12 protein-coding genes are annotated in these 19036 nt (G+C 42.4%); 6 read left to right on the top strand and 6 right to left on the bottom strand.

What is annotated here, in order from left to right; all coding sequences use genetic code 11:
• Window positions 1-103: 103 nt before the first annotated feature.
• From N477_RS03950 to N477_RS03935, 4 genes are all read left to right on the top strand, one after another.
• Window positions 104-2176: a TonB-dependent receptor plug domain-containing protein gene (locus N477_RS03950; RefSeq protein WP_063360262.1), complete on the top strand. Its 2073-nt coding sequence runs from the start codon at window positions 104-106 to the stop codon at window positions 2174-2176.
• Window positions 2177-2317: 141 nt separating this feature from the next.
• Window positions 2318-2596, top strand: a complete 279-nt coding sequence (locus tag N477_RS03945; protein ID WP_063360263.1) for a peptidylprolyl isomerase — start codon at window positions 2318-2320, stop codon at window positions 2594-2596.
• A gap of 128 nt (window positions 2597-2724) precedes the next feature.
• Window positions 2725-2988 (top strand): GrxA family glutaredoxin, encoded by a 264-nt coding sequence (locus N477_RS03940; RefSeq protein ID WP_063360264.1) that lies wholly within the window; start codon window positions 2725-2727, stop codon window positions 2986-2988.
• Between the two features lie 128 nt (window positions 2989-3116).
• Entirely contained in the window at window positions 3117-5015 is a 1899-nt protein-coding gene (locus N477_RS03935; protein ID WP_063360265.1) for a DEAD/DEAH box helicase, read from the top strand.
• An 83-nt stretch (window positions 5016-5098) separates the two neighbouring features.
• On the opposite strand, the gene N477_RS03930 is transcribed toward N477_RS03935, so the two are convergent.
• The gene (locus N477_RS03930) at window positions 5099-5317 is read right to left on the bottom strand and encodes a zinc-dependent peptidase (protein ID WP_419555231.1); all 219 of its coding nucleotides are present in this window, start codon (window positions 5315-5317) and stop codon (window positions 5099-5101) included.
• A 2-nt stretch (window positions 5318-5319) separates the two neighbouring features.
• The gene (locus N477_RS03925; protein WP_063360267.1) at window positions 5320-6156 is read right to left on the bottom strand and encodes a M90 family metallopeptidase; all 837 of its coding nucleotides are present in this window, start codon (window positions 6154-6156) and stop codon (window positions 5320-5322) included.
• 104 nt (window positions 6157-6260) lie between these two features.
• Between N477_RS03925 and N477_RS03920 the strand changes: the two genes are divergently transcribed.
• The gene (locus N477_RS03920; protein WP_063360268.1) at window positions 6261-8591 is read left to right on the top strand and encodes a DEAD/DEAH box helicase; all 2331 of its coding nucleotides are present in this window, start codon (window positions 6261-6263) and stop codon (window positions 8589-8591) included.
• A gap of 79 nt (window positions 8592-8670) precedes the next feature.
• Here N477_RS03920 and N477_RS03915 read toward each other — a convergent pair whose 3' ends face one another.
• Both N477_RS03915 and N477_RS03910 read right to left on the bottom strand, forming a co-directional pair.
• Window positions 8671-8910: a hypothetical protein gene (locus N477_RS03915; RefSeq protein ID WP_063360269.1), complete on the bottom strand. Its 240-nt coding sequence runs from the start codon at window positions 8908-8910 to the stop codon at window positions 8671-8673.
• A 186-nt stretch (window positions 8911-9096) separates the two neighbouring features.
• Window positions 9097-11922, bottom strand: coding sequence for a TonB-dependent receptor domain-containing protein (locus N477_RS03910; RefSeq protein ID WP_063360270.1), 2826 nt, complete (start codon window positions 11920-11922; stop codon window positions 9097-9099).
• Between the two features lie 356 nt (window positions 11923-12278).
• Here N477_RS03910 and N477_RS03905 point away from each other — a divergent pair, with 356 nt between their 5' ends.
• Entirely contained in the window at window positions 12279-12491 is a 213-nt protein-coding gene (locus N477_RS03905) for a hypothetical protein (protein ID WP_063360271.1), read from the top strand.
• Between the two features lie 119 nt (window positions 12492-12610).
• Here N477_RS03905 and N477_RS03900 read toward each other — a convergent pair whose 3' ends face one another.
• Together N477_RS03900 and N477_RS03895 are read right to left on the bottom strand one after the other, a co-directional pair.
• The gene (locus N477_RS03900) at window positions 12611-15460 is read right to left on the bottom strand and encodes a TonB-dependent receptor (protein ID WP_063360272.1); all 2850 of its coding nucleotides are present in this window, start codon (window positions 15458-15460) and stop codon (window positions 12611-12613) included.
• A gap of 712 nt (window positions 15461-16172) precedes the next feature.
• On the bottom strand, window positions 16173-18842 hold the full coding sequence (locus tag N477_RS03895; protein WP_063360273.1) for a TonB-dependent receptor plug domain-containing protein: 2670 nt from the start codon (window positions 18840-18842) through the stop codon (window positions 16173-16175).
• Window positions 18843-19036: the final 194 nt, after the last annotated feature.

The raw sequence follows: 19036 nt of genomic DNA, 5'->3' as shown, positions 1-19036 counted from the left end.
TCGCAGCAATACATTTTCTTACCCAAATCCGCAATAAATCAACGCTTTTAGTCCGTACACTGTCATCAAATTTGAAGTTACTCACTGCCAAAGGGACTCGACGATGTTTGCACTTACTGCGAAAAAGCGTTTTATTTTATCTCCAATCATGTTGTGTATGGCAATGTCAGCACATGCTCAAACCAAAAAAGATGACATTGAGCATATAGAGGTCATTTACAAACGCAGCTCTATTACCTCAGAAATTACGGAAGACACCGAAAAGCTCATAGAAATGCCAGGTGCACTGGGCGATCCACTGCGTGCTGTTTTTGCACTACCGGGGGTCGTCGCTGCTGGCGGTTCTATGAGCGAGCCTGCAGTTAGAGGCTCATCACCCAGCGACAACATGTTTGAAGTCGACTTTATGCCGGCAGGGTATATTTTCCATGACTTTGGCAGCTCCATTTTTAATCGTCATATTATTCAAGATTTTCAGTTGTACTCAGCAGGCTATGGCGCGGGTTATAGTAATGCTACAGGTGCGGTGTTTGATGTTACGTTAAGAAACCCCAAATACCAGCCAATTACGACCACACTAGACTTTTCGATGTTTAATGCTGGTTTTTTTGTGGAAGGTCAGGCCACTGAAAATACGGCGTTTTATGTCTCGGGCAGAAAAAGTACGCTCCCTTTATTTTTCAGTGAAGGAGAAGAGCTAGATGATGATGATGGCGAACCATCAGGGGTAACCATTAACGACGCCCCAGATGATCATGACTATCAAGGCAAATTTTTATGGGACATTAATAACAGCAATACCCTCACCTTTAATTTTACCGGTGCTGAAGACTCCGCAGCAGCAGGGTTTAGTGAACGAGCTGAACTCGCACAAAAAACGCCTGAGTTTCAGGGGGATGCCCGATTTATTCGAGACTTTAATAGCCAGAGTATTCTGTGGGATCACTACAACAAAAAGTTTCACTTAAGGGTCGGTGTTGGCGCGCTGGATCATTCAGGGCGACTCGAATTTGGCAAACAACCAAATAATCTAGCGGGCTTTTTTGAACAAGAAGGTGAAAAGCAACTTACCTATAAAGCACGCTTAAACTATACCGTTAACCCACAGCACCGATTTGTATTTGACGCAGCCTACTTTGATAATGAAACGTCTTATGAATATGACACATTTCAATATTTGTGTACTGAGATTGATCCAGACTGTGACTTGAAAAAGGGAGATCGTATTTCAGGTAAACGTACCATAGATCTGGACTCAGGTTTTGTTGGGATCACGCATATCTGGCAACCCCATGAAGACTGGCAAACCGAAGTCGGTGTACAAAGCCAGCATAACCGCTATACCGACGAAACATTTACTTCGCCCCGTGTCGCAGTGAATTACTATGTGACACCTAATAGCGTGATAAGCGCGAAAGTCGGTCGTTACAACCGCATGCAAGATGTTGAGTACATTCTACCGGAGATAGGTAACCCAGCCCTCAAGTCACAAGTTGCAACACACAGCACCCTTGGATTTAGACAAGTGCTTGAAAATGAATGGTCTTGGTCGATAGAGGGCTATTATAAAACCATGGAAGATTTACCACTGGCGATCGATGCGGGCAGTAATGCACATCTTTTATATAGCAACCAAGTCGAAGGGCGTGCATATGGTGTTGACCTGTTGGTAAATAAGAACAAAACCGATAACTGGTATGGCTGGGTAGCACTGAGCTACGCCAAAAGTGAACGAACTGACTTAAGCCGTAACGTCACGCGAGATTATTATGCAGATACACCGCTCGTATTTAACGCGGTCTTAAACTACGACATTAATGAGCTCTGGCAAGGTGGATTTAACTTTACCGCACGCAGTGGGCAAGCTTACACCCCTATTGTCGGTGTAAGAGAGAACCCAGATCACGCTGGGCGATTTTTACCTGTTTATGGCGATCCGTTCTCTGAGCGCTTTAAGACTTACCACAGGCTGGATGTGCGATTTGAAAGAAAAACCACCGTGTTTGGCCTAGAGGGCAAATTAATACTTGAGCTCATGAATGCCTATGGTCAGGACAATGTCGCCTACATTGATTTAGATTACGACAAGATCTCGTCGGTGAATGACCTACATATAAAAGAAGAAAATGACGACTTCGAAATGCGCCCTTCAATTGGTTTTAGTGTGACCTTTTAATATAACGCCGTCATCTCCACTGACAAAACCAGGTGACGGCTTGCGCTTTCCTGATAAAGGCGTGGCGAGCAAGCAATTGCCTCTTGCGTTTTTCGCCATCGCCTTGCATGATCCGATCCTTAAACATACCGGAGTATTATCATGCCTAAAGCTTGCGCGTATCACATCTTAGTCAAAACTGAAAAAGAATGCTTAGCCATCAAAGCCAAACTCGAAAAGGGGGGAGATTTTAATAAGCTAGCAAAACAGCATTCAACATGCCCTTCAAAAAAACGTGGCGGCGACCTGGGTGAATTTAACAAGGGCGATATGGTTAAAGCCTTCGACGACGTAGTTTTCAAAAAGCCGCTTTACGAGGTTCATGGCCCTGTTAAAACCAAATTTGGCTTTCACTTAATTAAAACGGTGTACCGCTCTTAAAACACAACTCAGCCTATCCTTATTTTCAAATCGAAAAAACAGATTGGTGTAATAGCTTTTAATCAATTTTAATTCCAGCGCGCTCAACTATACTGAGTGTCATTGAAATCATTGAGAGAGTTATTACTATGTTTACTGTTATTTTTGGTCGTGAAGGTTGTCCTTATTGTGTACGTGCGAAAGAATTGGCGACACGTTTAAAAGATGAACGTAACGATTTCAATTTTCGCTATATCGATATAAACAAAGAAGGGATAAGCAAAGCTGACCTAGAAAAGTCTGCTGGCAAGCCATGTAACACGGTGCCACAAATATTTGTAGACCAAGATCACATTGGTGGATTTGATGATTTTGAGGCCTATGCCAAGGCAAATTTAGGGTTATATCAATAACCCTAAAAAAATTACAGTTTATTTTTTAACCAATTTCAAACACCTACAAATTTAGTGCCAATTTATACAAGCAATTATCTTTTCTTTACTGTACAATGCCGCCTCTTTTAAATTGTTGAGGCGCATTAATGTCAGAACCAGTAACGTTTGAATCTTTAGACCTTTCTCCTGCAATCCTAAAAGCAGTCGAAGAGCTAGGGTATCAATCACCTTCTGAGATCCAGGCTCAATGTATACCGTTATTGCTAGAAAGAAAGGACGTGCTGGGACTAGCGCAAACGGGTACGGGCAAGACGGCGGCTTTCGCACTGCCGCTATTAAACAATGTTGACGCATCCGTTAAGCAACCACAAATTTTAGTACTGACTCCGACTCGTGAGCTTGCATTGCAAGTTGCTGAGGCATTCGAGCAGTATGCTAAGTACACCAGAGGCGTAGAAGTACTTGCGCTATATGGTGGACAAAGCTATGGCGTGCAGTTAAGTGCACTTCGCCGTGGCGCACAGATCATCGTGGCAACTCCGGGGCGTTTAATCGACCATATCAACCGTAAGACCATTGATCTATCAAACCTAAATGCATTGGTATTAGATGAAGCTGATGAAATGCTACGCATGGGCTTTATCGATGATGTTGAAAGCATCATGGAAAAAACACCAGAAGAAAAGCAAACATGCCTTTTCTCTGCAACTATGCCAAAGCAGATCCAATCTATTTGTTCTAAGTACTTAGATAACGCAGAGCAAGTAAAAATCACACCACGTAACTCAACTGTTGACACAATTGAGCAGGTGTACTGGCGTGCAACGACACATAAAAACAAAGCAATCGTACGTTTCTTAGAAGCGGAAGATTATGATGCTTCTATCGTGTTTGTACGTACTCGTAACGATACAGTTCAGCTTGCTGAGCTGCTTGAGCGTGAAGGTTTCTCTGCTGCACCACTTAATGGTGACATGAACCAACAGGCACGTGAGCGCACAGTTGAAAGACTGAAAAGTGGTTTACTAGATATCGTTATCGCAACAGACGTTGCGGCACGTGGTCTAGATGTTGATCGCTTGAGCCTAGTTATTAACTACGATATCCCACAAGACAGCGAAGCATACGTACACCGTATTGGTCGTACTGGTCGTGCGGGTCGTAAAGGTAAGGCTATCTTGTTCGTAAAAGGTAACGAGCGTTACTTACTACGTAACATCATGCGTCATACTCGCTCAGACATCGAGCAAGTCGAGCTTCCAAGTGCAAAAATCGTTGAGCAAAAGCGTATTGAAGCACTTCAAAACAAGCTCAGTATGTCACTTGATCACAAAGACATTGAGTTCTTCAGTGAAGTTGCACAAGGCCTAGGTGAGAAACTAGAGCTAAGCCAAGAACAACTTGCAGCTGCACTACTTTGCCTTGCACAGCAACAGTCTCCGCTTAAAGTTGAAGAAATTAAAGTTCAACAACGCGAGCGTCGTGACCGTGATGGTAACCGTGACCGCCGTGACGACAGACGTGGTGAGCGTGGTGACAGACGTGGTGAACGTGGCGACAGAAAAGGCCGTCGCAATAGCTCAGAACCAATGGATACTTACCGTATTGAAGTGGGTCGTGAGCATGGTGTTCAAGTTAAGAACATTGTGGGTGCAATCGCTAACGAAGCAGATATCTCAAGCAAATTTATCGGTGAAATCCGTTTATTTGATGAGCACAGCACTGTTCAGCTTCCACAGGATATGCCTGCTGAAACGCTAACACACTTCCAAGGTGTTCACATTTGTCAACGCCCAATGAAGATGACCAAGAGCACACACCCTGCTGATCAGGCGCGTGGCAACGGTAATCGTCGTGAAGGTGGTAGACGTTTTGAAGAGCGTGGCGAGCGCCGTGATGGTGGCAGACGTTCTGAAGGTCGTGATGGTGGCAAACGTAGCTTCCGAGATCCTCGCACTGACAAACGTCGTGACGGAAACAAAGATGGTAACCGTGACAACAGACGTAAAGAGCGCGGTGAGCGCAACGAAATCAACTTTTCATAAGTTGTAACCGTTATTGATAAAAGCCGCTGACTCAGCGGCTTTTTTGTTTTTGTTGACTCGTCCTGTCTTACGTTGTCACTGTTTCAAACCGCCCTACCCAACCAATCTCTGGGATCAAACCTAAAATAACTCACTAACAGGTTAAACAGTTCAGGATTTTCTTGCTTTAGCTCAACTGGCTTTTCAATGGAGGTCTCCGTTAAAACAGCAAAATATTCTGCTTCATTAGTCGCACCGTATTCATGGATAAAAAGCAGATGGCGCATTTGATACGCAAACTTGACCCTGTTTGCGTTTACCAGTTTTACACTGTCCTACCCAACCAATCTCTGGGGTCAAACCTAAAATAACTCACTAACAGGTTAAACAGTTCCGGGTTTTCTTGCTTTAGCTCAACTGGTTTTTCAATGAAGGTCTCCGTTAAAACTGCAAAATATTCTGCCTCATTGGTCGCACCGTATTCATGAATAACGTGCGGCATTTGATACGCTAACTGTGTTTTTAGCTGGCGATAGGCGCGGCTTAGCACATCAGCCCAGTGCTGGTAACTGATCCCTTTTGGCAACTCTGGCGTGCCATTAGTATTGCCAGCTTGCTGATCTAATTGATGAGCAAACTCATGAAATACCAAGTTATGACCATCCCCGGGTAAGCGGTTACCCTCGAGGACATCGTGCCAACTGAGCACCAAGGTGCCACCTGGCCAAGACTCGCCTTGTCTCACAGCTGTGTGATAGCTTACTAACCCAGCACCGTCTTTATTGGTTTGCGGTGCATAATACTGACTTGGATATAGCAGTACTTCTTTAACATTGGGATATAAAGGCCAAGCTTGATTTAACACCAATAGACAGGCATCCGCTGCGATAATTAACGACATCGGCCTGGTCACTTGCAAACCATCACGTCCAATCACTCGCTTTTCACCTAAAAACCAAATGATGTGCTGTTCTAAACGCGCACGATCTGCATCTGTCATGTTGCGATAAATAGGCATGTAATTACGCAATATTTTTTTATCTGCCCGTGACAGGCTTTGCTGCTGGTATTTTTTGTGCCAAAAGTAGCGTTTAATATCGTTGAGGTACCAATACACAACCACAAACACCACTAAGAACACGATTAATATTAGGTTTATCATATTTGCTCATTTACTGTACTTTTTTATTTAAGTGTGTTCACCCTTGTCCCTTTTCAATCATTTTTTGATAAAATCGACAAAAAAGTACCGAATAAATAACAGCCATGACCTTGCCCATTGAATCCATCAAATCAAAATTTTTAGCGACCATTGCCAAGCAAGATGTGGTCGTGACCGCAGCCACTGGCTCTGGTAAGTCAACGCAACTGCCTATCTGGGCAGCCACAATGGGAAAGGTACTAGTTGTTGAGCCAAGGCGAATTGCATGTACATCACTTGCTGAATATGTGGCTAGCCTATGCAACTCAAAACTGGGTGACAAGGTAGGCTATTCAATCCGTTTTGAAACCGTGTTTGATGAACAAACGAATATTGTGTTTGTCACGCCTGGTGTCGCACTAAGGTGGTATTTTGAGGATAAATTAGCCGATTATTCACATATCATACTCGATGAGTTTCACGAGCGTCGCTGGGACATGGATTTACTCCTAGCACTGCTCAAGCATCATTCAAAACACCGGTTAGTACTGACTTCTGCGACGCTCAACGCACAAAGCCTGAGTCGCTACCTTGAAGCACCGATACTGCAAAGCGAAGGCAAAATGTATCCCGTAGAGCAAGATTTTATCGCAAAAGATCAGCGCGATATGCCCAGTAAAGACCGCCTTGTCGAGCGTGTTGTCCTAGCCTGTCAACAAGCGCTTGAAGATACACATGGCGACATTTTAGTGTTTTTGCCAGGCAAAGGAGAGATCCTCGCCTGTGCCACAGCCTTAAAATCTCTCGAAGCCATTACCGTCCCGCTTTACAGCGGCTGTAGCAAACAACACCAGCAGCTCGCCCTATCGCAGCAATCAACACAGCGTATAATATTGGCCACTAATGTCGCAGAAACATCACTGACAATTCCAAATGTTACCTGTGTAATTGATTCAGGGTTAGAGCGTCGTACACACCTGAGAAATGGCAAAACGGTACTTGGGTTAGATGCCATTGGCCAAGATTCCGCCAAACAGCGCCTAGGGCGAGCAGGCAGAACTCAAGCTGGTATTTGCATTCGTCTATACGGCCAATATGCCCCTTTAATTGAACGCACGCCCCCGGAAATACAGCGTGAAGCGCTCACAGAGCTTGTACTTGCAGCTGGGTGCGCAGCACAAGGCGTTGACTCACTGCCCTTTATCGATCCCTTGCCAAAGGCGTCAAAACAACGTGCAATTTCAACATTACATAGTATCGGTGCAATTGACGATGACCAACTGGCGACCAATCTTGGTCGATTGCTATACCCACTTCCAGTCGATGCTGAACTTGGCTATCTGATTGACAAAATGCCCTCGGGTGTACTCAAACAAGCCATAATTGATTTAATCGCGGTTATCTCTGTGCCAGCGCGCGTTTATCAGTTACCGACTCACCTTGAACAATTAGAACAACTAAACCTGCTACTTCCTAATCAGTGTGATATAGAGCTTGCCATCGCACTGGTCAGAGGGAAACTTGATGGTATCGTGCAAGCAGACCCTGAAGCCCTAGCTGAAGCCAAGCAGTTTAGTGAGCAGTTGAGGGAAGCATTTTCACTACCAAGTCTTGCCCAAGCAGCTAGCTACAACCGCCAAGCGCTTCTCCAAGCAATCGCCGAAGCGCGCCCTGAGTGGGTGTTTATAAAACGACAAAATCGCAGGGGCGGTTTTGGCAATGGTCTCGTGGAAGTCTCTGCCTCAAATACCTCACGAGTAGATGAGCGGGCACAAGCAATGCTGGTACTCGATACTTTTGCTCTGGCTGGCAAGGGCACTAAGCAAGCTATGACCATGGCAGCACTTGCCGCACCACTGCCGATTAAAACACTCATTAAGCTGGGGATGGGTGAACAACATATTATCCGCGCATTCATCGAAGATGAGCAGATCAAAATAGAATATAACTTAGTCTATGCTGGCGTGTCTTTAGCAACAAAAGTGAGTGATGCACAGGGTGATATGTTGATCCCCGCCTGTCGTATGCTAATTCAGAGTGGGCAGTTGTATCCCGGTGTAAGTGACATACTCGAAGACTCGCTCGCATACCATGGTTTATACTATCAGTACGAGAAAATGAGCGAAATAGTACCTACGCTAGAGGAGTACTTAGAAAGCAGGTTGTCCGAGCTGGGCGTCACTCACTTTGAAGATCTAGAGCTAATCGAATCAGAAGACCTATACTTTCAAGCCGTGGAAAGCTGGATACTAGACCCCTTTATTGACAAGCACCCAATTAAAGTCTCACTGCCTGAACTGAATATGTCTGTAGCATACAATTTTTTATCAAAACGTATTTTATTAGAATACCAATCAGGTAATAGAAAAGATGCACCGAAAAAGTGGGAGCTACCTAGTTTTCAAGGATTTAAGTTGCAATATAAAAAAGCAAGCAAAGTAGTTGATATAAAATAGACTTACATATTAAAGAGCTCCGATGAAAAAAATAAAAACCAGGAGCTCACTATTGAATAAACTCAGTTTAAAATCTCTATTACTCGTCGTTTATACTTCTTACAATTTGCGCATCTCTCATCAATGCGTCACTACGGCGTTTTTCTTCTTGCCTTTGCTGGCGTGTGGTACAACGCTTCTTTGGAATGTTAGAACCCAATGCACGTACCTGCTCACAGCGATAATTACTACTTTTTGCAGTCTCTGTAGAATCACTTGTTGAATTACAGCCTGATAGCATTAAAACCACAGATGCCAAACCTAAAGAAAACATCTTCATAATTACTCCTTAATTATTATTATCCAATTTAAATTTACTTTCTTTCAATTTTAAATATAAACAAAAAAAAGAAAAATAAAAGACAAAAAAGCAAATAATAAATTATTTAATCACACACAAAAGTTTAAAAAAAAAGCCTGTTCAACACATTGAACAGGCTTATGTATAAAAGATACTTAACTTAGATTAGAATGAGTATTCTGCACTAATATAGTAAGTTCTTAGGAACTGATCATAGTAACGGCCTTCATAACCAATTAAGTGTCCTTCTGGATCAGCTAGTGAGAATGGCGGTGCTTTATCAAATAGGTTGTTAATACCAAATGTGATCGTTGTATTCTCAAAACCATAATAATCTACACGGTAATCAGTTGCATGGTATGAAGGAATATGCTGCTGAATTCGCTGTGTTTGTAGAGCACCATTAGTGCGCGCTGGGTCTGCAATCGTGCCTACACCAACAGTAACAACATCATCATGCCAGCCTGATTTGTACTTCAGACGCAATGTATGTGTAAAGTCACCATGTGTTAGTGAGTTCTGGATATTGAAAACATTACGGAATACAACATCTTCATCTTCACCATACTTACCTAAGCTGCTTGTCCACTCATATGGGAATACGCCCGGACGAGTGTACTCTGAATCAGTGATATATGTACCCTGTACAACTGTTTTCAGTGAACCGAAAGACAAGTCATTGTTTAGTTCAACTTTCCAGTCAATACCAGAGGTCTCATACTTACCAATGTTTACTTCATCACGAAGTACAGTTAATATCTGAGCAGATGAGTCATCACGGTCAGTTCTAACAACAAACTTATCATCGAATTGACTTACATTATCAAACATGTAGTTATATGAAGGTAACTGGATCATGTCTTCAACTTCGATGCTCCAATAGTCTAACTCAAACGAGAAGTCTGTTGTTGGTGCATAAACGAAGCCAATTGATGATTGAACTGATGTCTCAGGTTTCAACTCTTCAGAACCAACACGGTAAGCTTGGTATTGAGTTAGACCTGCAGGGCAGAACTCTGCGCGAGGGTCAGAACCAGGTACAGGACAAGTATAGTTAGAGCCTGTTACACCCCAAGCAGATAGAGGACGAGCATATTGAGTTAATGAACCCATTTTGAAGCCTGTACCATATGAAGCACGAACAACAAGATCATCTGTAGGGTTGTAGCGTAAACTTACTTTGTAAGTCGTGTCATTTTCTCTTTGACCAATATCTCTGCCTGTCAATGAGTCTGAAACCGAACCAATGCTGTCATAACGAAGCGCTACGTTTGCACTTAAATTATCAAGAACAGGGATTTGGAATTCAGAGAATACACCATATGATGAGCGTGATAAACTGTAGTCAAAGTCACCACCACCGTCACCCATTTGGATATCAGCAACGTTTGCAGCAGAACGAGTAAACTCATATTCATTGTCACGGAAGTCAACACCATAACCGACATAAACTTCACCTGCTGGTAACTCAAATAAAGCTTGAGAAGCACGGAAGTCAAAACTGATCATTTGAGTTTCGGTTGTGCTGCGAAGCCCGCGTAGCTGAGATTCTTCAAGCGCTGTTGTAGCGCGCTCATTTTCTGCAAACTCTTCAGCTGAAAGGAAAATATCAATCGCACCAGAGCGAACATTTTCTAGGAACGTATCTCTGTGGAAGAAACCTTGCAAGTTAGATGCTTCTCTTTGTGAGCGAGAGAACACTAATGCAGTGTTAAAATCTATGTCATCAAACAGCGTACCTTCAAAACCAGTAATTGTGTGCAATGAGCTAATTTCATTCTCTTCTGTACGATTGCCACCAGAAAGTGCACGCCAATGGCCTCTAAAGCGCTCTGGTACAGCACCTTCTACAGGCGCATCTATGTGTGGTACACCATACTGTGTATAAAGAGGGCTATCTAAGCCAATATTAATACCACCAACTGGGTTTGGCGCTATACGTGAAATTAGTGAATAGTCTGTCGCATTGAGTGTTACAAAACCTTCAATATCGTCTGTCAGAGTATATGCAGCCTGCAACATAAGTGCCGTACGCTCTTGCTCTGGGTAGATCTCTAAAGTACTTGTAAAGTCGAATACACAGCGCGTGTCACCTGGGTTGATTGCTGTATTTGGAGCACATGAGCCATTACTTAACAGGTACGGTGTATAGTCTTGTTGAGAAAAACGTCGTGGGTTACCCTCTGCATCTGTATAGCCTTCAGGGTTTTGATAACGAATTTCCGCATTACCTGGCACTGCATTGTTTGAACCACGTACTGTGTACATATCTTGATTTTCATGTTCAAACTCTAGAAAACCTGTTTTTGCAAAGTCTCTTTGGTAAGAGTGAAGAGAGTCTGTTGATTCATAGCTTAAAGACGCTACGATACTGAAACCGTCGGCATCAATATCGCCAAAGCCCGATGTGATGCTAAATGCAGTCTTGTCACTACCATCTTCTTCTGGACGGTCTAAACGAACTGCAACTGTAGTCTGATCTACATCACTTTTAAGAATAAAGTTAATTACACCTGCTATCGCATCTGAACCATAAAGCGCTGATGCACCATCCGTTAATACTTCAACACGCTCTACCGCAGCAAGTGGAATACTGTTAAGGTTAACCGTTGTACCAGCTCCAGAAGGAGCAAGACGGCGCCCATTCAATAATACTAGTGTATAAGAGTCATCCAAACCACGTAATGCAGCTGATGCAACACCTGCACCACCGCCACCTACAGAAGAAACTGGTGTTGTGAAACCCTGCATTGAAGGGATTTGCGCAACTAAGTCAGGTACAGATGTAACACCTGTAGCTTTGATATCTTCTGCACTGATAACGTTTACTGGAAGCGCACCTGCAAGGTCGGTACCTTTGATACTTGAACCTGTGATTTCAATTTTTTCGATGTTTTCTTCATCTGAAGCTGCTGCTGTAAATGCAGTCGCTGTAACAGCACCAAAAGCAATCGCTAAGCGAACTGCTTTTGAGATCTTATTATTTAACATTCAATTTCTCCCTGAGCTTCTATCAAAGCTTTTATTTTAATTATGCTCTCTATACAAGGTTAAACACGTTACTTTTTTGTGTACCTTATATGTAACACCGCAAGTATAGTAACCACAAAGTAAATACCCATGCAAGCTTGTAAAAACCAGTTAATACAATGATTTATTTATATAAAAGCAATGAAATCATTCATCAACAACCCACCCCGATCTGCTCAATAAAAACACAGCCAGATGATTCCAACAGAATAAAAACAATCATTTTCGCCTTAGAAAAACCGATAAAAAACCTAAAATTAACCATTTAATACAGGAAGTTAAAACTCACTCTGCGCAATCAAATAGGTTTTTTAGTAATGAGATACGTTAAGGAGGGGGATACGAATTATAAAAAAGAAGGCTGGCTAAAAAACCACCCCGCAAAATCACAACAAATAAACATATTAAACATATTGAAAACAACAAATCCCCAAAACAACAACAAAACAAAACAAAAAAAACCTGCAAATGCAGGCTTTTCAGACAAAAATATTTCAATCAGAAACTTAATCTACAAAGCATTTATCTAATTTACATAAACATGCTAACTGACATTTATGAATTAAGTTATATATGCTTAAAATTGTTATAGTTTCCTTTAAAATAAGTAAAGTGGCTCCAAGTAAAACTTAGAGCCAAATGGCTGATATTAGAAAGTGTAATCAGCTTGTAGGTAGAAGCTACGGCCATACGCATCAGCATAACGAGGGTCGTAACCAACCTGGTGACCAGCAGCTGCATTAAGCGTAAATGGAGGCTGCTTATCAAATAGGTTCTTAATACCAAAACCTACGTTTGCGTTGTCACCCCATGCATATGCAAGGCGGTAATCGAACGTCATGTAAACAGGAACATGCTTTTGAATCACGCTACCATCTACCGCGTCATCCCAGTCATCAGCTTTAGCAACATAGAAGCTAACATCTGCTGCTGCATCCGTGTAACCGCTACGTGCTTTAATGTTTAAGCTGTGAGTGAAATCACCGTGCGTGAAGGTATTGTTGAAGTTAACGATATTACGGAAAGTCACCGCTTCGTTTGTACCAACTTGACCAAGGCTTGTATCCCAAATGTTGTCGCTACCTACACGTAGGTTCTCAGCTTCAAGCATGTAAGTACCCATTAACTGAGACTTAAGTGTGCCGAAAGAGAACTCTGTCGTGAAATCAAAGTGCCAGTCAATACCTGATGTGTTTGACTGACCAACGTTGTCAGCAGCTTGGATGATTGCAACAACAGTGTTACCTGTACCGTTATCAATCTTAGTTGTGAACCATTCAGCGTATGTTACTGGGTCACCAAAGATTTGGTTTTGAGTTAGACGTCGAACCTGGTTTTCCATCTCAACGTTCCAGTAGTCAGCACCAAAGCTTGTGCCTTGATCGCCAGACCATACGAAGCCAAAAGTGTACTGCTTAGAAGTCTCTGGCTGAAGCGAAGCGTTACCTTCACGGTATACATCGTACTGAAGCTTGTCAGAGTGACAGAACTGTGCAATTTCCTGTCTTAAGCCTGCTGGACAGTCATAAGGTGATGCAGTTACACCAAACTCAAGACGTGGCGCAGCAATTTGACGCATAGTTGCAGATTTGAAGCCAGTACCATATGAAGCACGTAGCAACCACTGGTCGTCTGGACGGTAAGAAACACTTACTTTGTAAGTTGTATCGTCTGCACTGTCATTAACAGTTTGATTGCCTGCAAGCTTAGAGTTAGTGATTTCACCAATTTCGTCGTAACGAAGTGAACCAGTTACTTCTAAGTTTTCAAGAACTGGAACAACTACTTCAGCAAATGCACCGTAGCTATCACGCTCTAGGTCAAACTCTTCACCAGCACTTTCAAATAGTACTACTTCTGCATTTTGGCCTTCGCCGTTTGTTAGAGAGTAGCTAGATTGACGGTAGTCAAAACCAACAGCCATATACACTGTACCAGCGTCTAGTTCAGCGATAGGACCTGATGTTTTACCTTCTACAGCGAATAAGCTTGTATCAGTAGTGTCCCACAAACCGTTGAACATCGTGTTACGAACAGCAGCATTTTGCTCTTCAGTTAGCGAGTCAGGATCTGCGAAGATATCAACTTCACCAGAAGTTACTAGCGCCATGAACTCTTTTTCTAGTGGGTAACCAGTGATACGAGTTTGCTCACGCTCTGCATCAGAGGCAGTTACAGCTAAGTCGTAGTTCCACTCACCGAAATCACCACGAAGACCAGCTACGAAGTGCGTTGTTGATGTGTTGTACTCATCAGTACGGTTACCACCAGGAAGTACACGCCAGCGAGCTGTCACTTCACCAGTTCTCTCTGCAAGAACATTTTGTGTAACGCCATCAGCATCAACAAATGCAGTTGGTAAGTATTTAATCACGTTATCGTTAACAAAAGCAGACTCTTGGCCTAATTCTTTGTTTAGCGTGAAACCACCAGTTGGGTAAGGTGCAATACGCGTCGTCATTTTGAATTCAGAAGCAGAAGCAGTTACGTACGCTTCAGTATCGTCATTCACTGTGAACGTACCTTGTAAGAATAAGTTGTTACGCTCACTCTCAGGCTGAATTTCTAGTGTGCTTGTGTAGTCGAACTGACAAGCATTGCCAGAAGGAGCACTTGTTGTGTGACATGAACCGTTAGCTTCTTTGTAAGGGTTAAGTGAGTAAGTCTTAATTACTTGCTTATCGTCTTTAGTTACGTAGTTACCGTCTTTGTCTTTTTGCTTATATGGTACATATGCGTTACCAGGGATTGCATTTGAAGAACCTGCGATTGCAACTAAGTCTTGACCAGCGTGCTCAAACTCAACAAAACCTGTTTTTGCAAAGTCACGATCTACTGATCTTAGGTTATCTTGCTCATCACGGCTAAAGCTCACCATTACGTTGAAACCATCACTACCTAGGTCACCAAAACCAGTCGTGATTGCAAAGTTAGAGCTAGAAGTATCTTTTGGCTTGTCGTAACGCGCACTGATAGTTGTCTCTTGCACGTCATCTTTAAGAATGAAGTTTACAACACCCGCGATTGCATCAGAACCGTATAGTGCAGAAGCACCATCTTTTAGAATTTCAACACGCTTGATTGCTGATAGCGGGATTGAGTTAATGTCGATGCTTGAACCTGAGTCAGATGACGCCATACGACGACCGTTTACTAACACAAGTGTGTACTCAGCACCTAAGTCACGAAGTGAAGCAGTTTGAATACCGCCACCACCACCACCTACAGATTCACCTGCAGCAGTGAAACCCTGCATTGAAGGAATGTTTGCAATTAAATCAGGAACGCTTGTTACACCAGACTTAGCAATGTCTGTTGCATCGATAACGTCAACAGGTAAAGCACCTTCAAGATCAGTACGCTTGATAGCTGAACCTGTGATCTCGATACGCTCTACTTCTTGTTCACCTGCTTCATTAGCAGCTACAAAACCAGATGCTGAAACAGCACCTAAAGCCAATGCTAAGCGCACTGCCTTGGTTACTTGATTGTTTAACATTTGAATCTCCCTGGACCACCCTTTTGAGTGGTTATAATTATATAAGTGGCGTGAGCCAATTTTTTATTGTTGCACTTAAGGCAACTCAGTGCAGGAATACTAAACAATACCTGCCCTTAGCGTCAACAATTTTATTGCACTTCTACCCCCAAAAATCAACATCCTTAAACACGAAAAGTTACAAAGAAAACAACAAAAAAACATCAAAACACTGAATTTAAAGGGTTTATTTATTTTGAACGAAAAATTAATTAAGTCCCAAATAAAATAACAAAATTCTCCAAACCCTGCATTAGATCAATATACGCAATAAGAACCCCCAAAAAACGAAATCACGTTTACATAAAAGAAACAGAAATAGGTTAAACAAAGAAAAAACAATAAGTTAAACAAAACAAAAAGCGTAATTTAAAAATTTAAATCTATGTAAACAGGCTAAAAATGATACAGAAAAGTAAACCTAAAAATAGAAAACACCAAAAAAAGCACAAAATTAAAACTTAATAACATACCTAGATACAAACCAGACCCAATTGACAGTTTTTTAACTCAAAAACGCACTTATTGAATGAAATTAATCAATAAAGTCATTCAAATATCGTCATTCAAAGATATAAGTAGGGGGAATTGCTAATGATAAGGCTTGGAGAAAAGCTAAAAAAAAGCCTCGCATAAAGCGAGGCTTGATAAGTCAAAAAGTTACTTCTGCAAATTAAAAGCTGATGCTATAACCTGCAAAGATTTCACGACCGATGTGACCAGAGTTGTACATTGAGTCGTTGATCCACTTATCTTTGCTATCAAACAGTACACCTTTATCAAATAGGTTACGTGCGCCTACAGTAAATGTACCATAGCTCTCTGTAAAATATTTCACATTCAAGTTATGTGTTACATAAGTTGGTACATCACCAGAGTAAACAACATAAGGGTTACCAGTTGAATCTACTTGTACCACGTCACTTTCATGAGTACCTGCGATAACATCAGTTGTCCAGTTTACTGCGTAACTGTCTGCAGAGAAGTTAACTGTAAACTGAGAACGCCATTCAGGCTGCTGTGGAGCGCCTTTTTGGTCACTCGTAGGGCCTGAGAAATAAACGTCTTCACCAACTTCAGTAAGTACTGTAGTTACTTTCTTAAATTTAAACTCACCGAAGCTCGTGTCTAGCTTGTAAGACAAATCAATGTCAAAACCTTTACGAGACATAAATGAGCCATTTGCATATTGCGTATGTGAGTAACCTGAGATCGCCCCATTATCAGCACGGTTTAGTTTTACTTCAGGGAACTTAGCATAGACTTCATTAAGCTTGTTACCATTTTCAATGTGCACAAGGTCTTGAATAGTAATTAGTGAAATTACATTGTCAATTTCTAGCTCAAAGTAGTCCACTTTAATCGCTACATCTTCAAAACCAGAGTAAACAACACCTAAGTTAATATAGGTAGACTCTTCTGCACCTAGGTTTTCATTGCTCTTTCTAAGTTCATAGTATGCACTTTGAGGGCAGTTAAGGTAAGCATCACGGATTTGAGCTTCACTTGCACCAGCCGGTAGAGCATTTTTACATGCTACATAGTCAGTTGTCGCAGGGCTACCTTCTGAATCTGCACCATATAATTCTTTAAGCGTTGGCGCGCGGAAACCTTCTGAGTATGAGCCACGAACTAGTAGGTCGTCAAAAGGACGGTACTCAAGTTTAACACTTGGGTTACCTACACTGCCGAAGTCGCTGTAGTCGTCGTAACGGTATGCCGCACTTACGATTAGGTTATCAAGAATTGGGAATGCTACTTCGTAGAATAAAGCTGTGACATCACGCTCACCTAAGCCAGAAGCACCAGCATTACCACCAACCAGTCCCGCATCGCTTTGCGCATCAAACTTTGAGTCTAAAACTTCTTCGAAGTACTCACCACCAACATAGTGACTGATCATACCACCTTCAAGTTCGCCGAACTCAAAGCCAAGACCTGCAAAGAAGTGATCTAGGTCGCTTTGGCTTTCCACATACGTTGTCGCACGCATGTTATTAATGCCTTCTTCAGAGCCCATATCAATGTCATATAGATTGTTATAAGCAAGGCCAGAGTAGCTTAAGTAGTAACGACCCGCTGTACGGTAATCAAGGCGCGCTTTGTGATAAGACACTTCCCACTCAGCTGTATCGCCAAACATGCCTTTAAGACCTAACAAATAGTCTTGCTGGTAATCGGTTACTTCGCCATCACGGTTTCCTAGCTGATACCAACGGAATAGACCGTCAGCTTCTACATTTAGAGGGTTATGCTCGTTATCAGCTGGCATGTCTCTCCACATAGCAGCAGCAGGTGCGTAACGGCCAAACGAATCATTGCGGCTAAACATACCACGTGCGTATAGCTCGATATCATCTGTTAGTTCATACGCAAGGCTAGTCATGATAGAGTCACGTTTTGTCGACGCCATGTTTGCCGATACGTCTGCAAATGCATAACCACATACTTCACCATTACCGATTCCGCCATTACCAGTGCCTTGGTCAAGGACACCAACAAAACCAGGTACATTTTTCGTCAGCTCGTTACACTTTAACGATGCGTGATGATTACCATCCTCATCTCTAATTGTCGCACCATAAATGCTGATACCTGTCGTTTCGTCACCAGCTGAGATTACGCCGTCACCGTTTTTGTCTTCCATCGTTGCTTTTGTGTAATCACGATCGCGGTCGAAAATAGCACGACGCTCTTGGTGGTCGTATACAAACGTGATATTACCCTTGTCTGAACTTACACCGAACGACAGTGACATTTGCTTAGTCTCACCACCGTCAGCTTCTGGGCGACCTACTTGAATATCAAATGCAGCACCTTCAAAATCTTTTTTCAAGATAACATTGATAACACCAGCGATAGCATCAGAACCATAAATAGCTGATGCACCATCTTTAAGAATTTCAATACGCTCAACTGCCGCCATTGGGATTGAGCTCAGGTTTGCACCACCTGCATTAAGTGATGGAGAACCACCAAGACGCTTACCATCTACTAGTACAAGTGTACGCCCTGCGCCAGCACCAAGTAAACTTACTGTATTTTGTGATTGTGCACTGTTACCCGACGCAGGAGCAATTGAACCGAAGCTGTTAGATGTAACACTTTGTAGTGCTTCAGCTACAGATACACGGCCTTGGCTTTCAAATTCAGCTGTTGAGATAACTTCAACAGGGCTTGCACCTTCCATATCAACACGCTTGATACGTGAGCCAGTTACTTCAATACGTTCTACTTTTTCTGCGCCTTCAGCAGCTACAGCATTAGTTGCAAATGCAGCTGACGAAGCAGCACCAAACGCTAGTGCAATACGCACTGCTTTAGTTACTTTAGTGTTCAACATGTGATTCTCCCTGGGCTTATTGATAAGCAATAAGCTTGAGTTTTATAAGTCTTTACTTCTGGCTCTAGTGGCCGTTTTTAAAAATTCGGCATGGATACTAATCGGGACTCATGTTAAACGTCAAACAAGACAGAGTTAACACTCACTAACAAAATAAAAACAGCTAAACATCTATTTTTAATAATGTTTTGAAG

Origin of the sequence: Pseudoalteromonas luteoviolacea H33-S (assembly GCF_001625695.1) — a bacterium.
Lineage (GTDB): Bacteria > Pseudomonadota > Gammaproteobacteria > Enterobacterales > Alteromonadaceae > Pseudoalteromonas > Pseudoalteromonas luteoviolacea_B.
Note: the sequence above shows the minus strand (reverse complement) of the source record. Positions and strands in the feature narration are given on the sequence as shown.

Bases quoted from the DNA above. Each gene is read 5' to 3' on its own strand.
- N477_RS03950 (WP_063360262.1), top strand. From the start codon at position 104: ATGTTTGCACTTACTGCGAAAAAGCGTTTTATTTTATCTCCAATCATG.
- N477_RS03945 (WP_063360263.1), top strand. From the start codon at position 2,318: ATGCCTAAAGCTTGCGCGTATCACATCTTAGTCAAAACTGAAAAAGAA.
- N477_RS03940 (WP_063360264.1), top strand. From the start codon at position 2,725: ATGTTTACTGTTATTTTTGGTCGTGAAGGTTGTCCTTATTGTGTACGT.
- N477_RS03935 (WP_063360265.1), top strand. From the start codon at position 3,117: ATGTCAGAACCAGTAACGTTTGAATCTTTAGACCTTTCTCCTGCAATC.
- N477_RS03925 (WP_063360267.1), bottom strand. From the start codon at position 6,156: ATGATAAACCTAATATTAATCGTGTTCTTAGTGGTGTTTGTGGTTGTG.
- N477_RS03920 (WP_063360268.1), top strand. From the start codon at position 6,261: ATGACCTTGCCCATTGAATCCATCAAATCAAAATTTTTAGCGACCATT.
- N477_RS03915 (WP_063360269.1), bottom strand. From the start codon at position 8,910: ATGAAGATGTTTTCTTTAGGTTTGGCATCTGTGGTTTTAATGCTATCA.
- N477_RS03910 (WP_063360270.1), bottom strand. From the start codon at position 11,922: ATGTTAAATAATAAGATCTCAAAAGCAGTTCGCTTAGCGATTGCTTTT.
- N477_RS03905 (WP_063360271.1), top strand. From the start codon at position 12,279: ATGAGATACGTTAAGGAGGGGGATACGAATTATAAAAAAGAAGGCTGG.
- N477_RS03900 (WP_063360272.1), bottom strand. From the start codon at position 15,460: ATGTTAAACAATCAAGTAACCAAGGCAGTGCGCTTAGCATTGGCTTTA.
- N477_RS03895 (WP_063360273.1), bottom strand. From the start codon at position 18,842: ATGTTGAACACTAAAGTAACTAAAGCAGTGCGTATTGCACTAGCGTTT.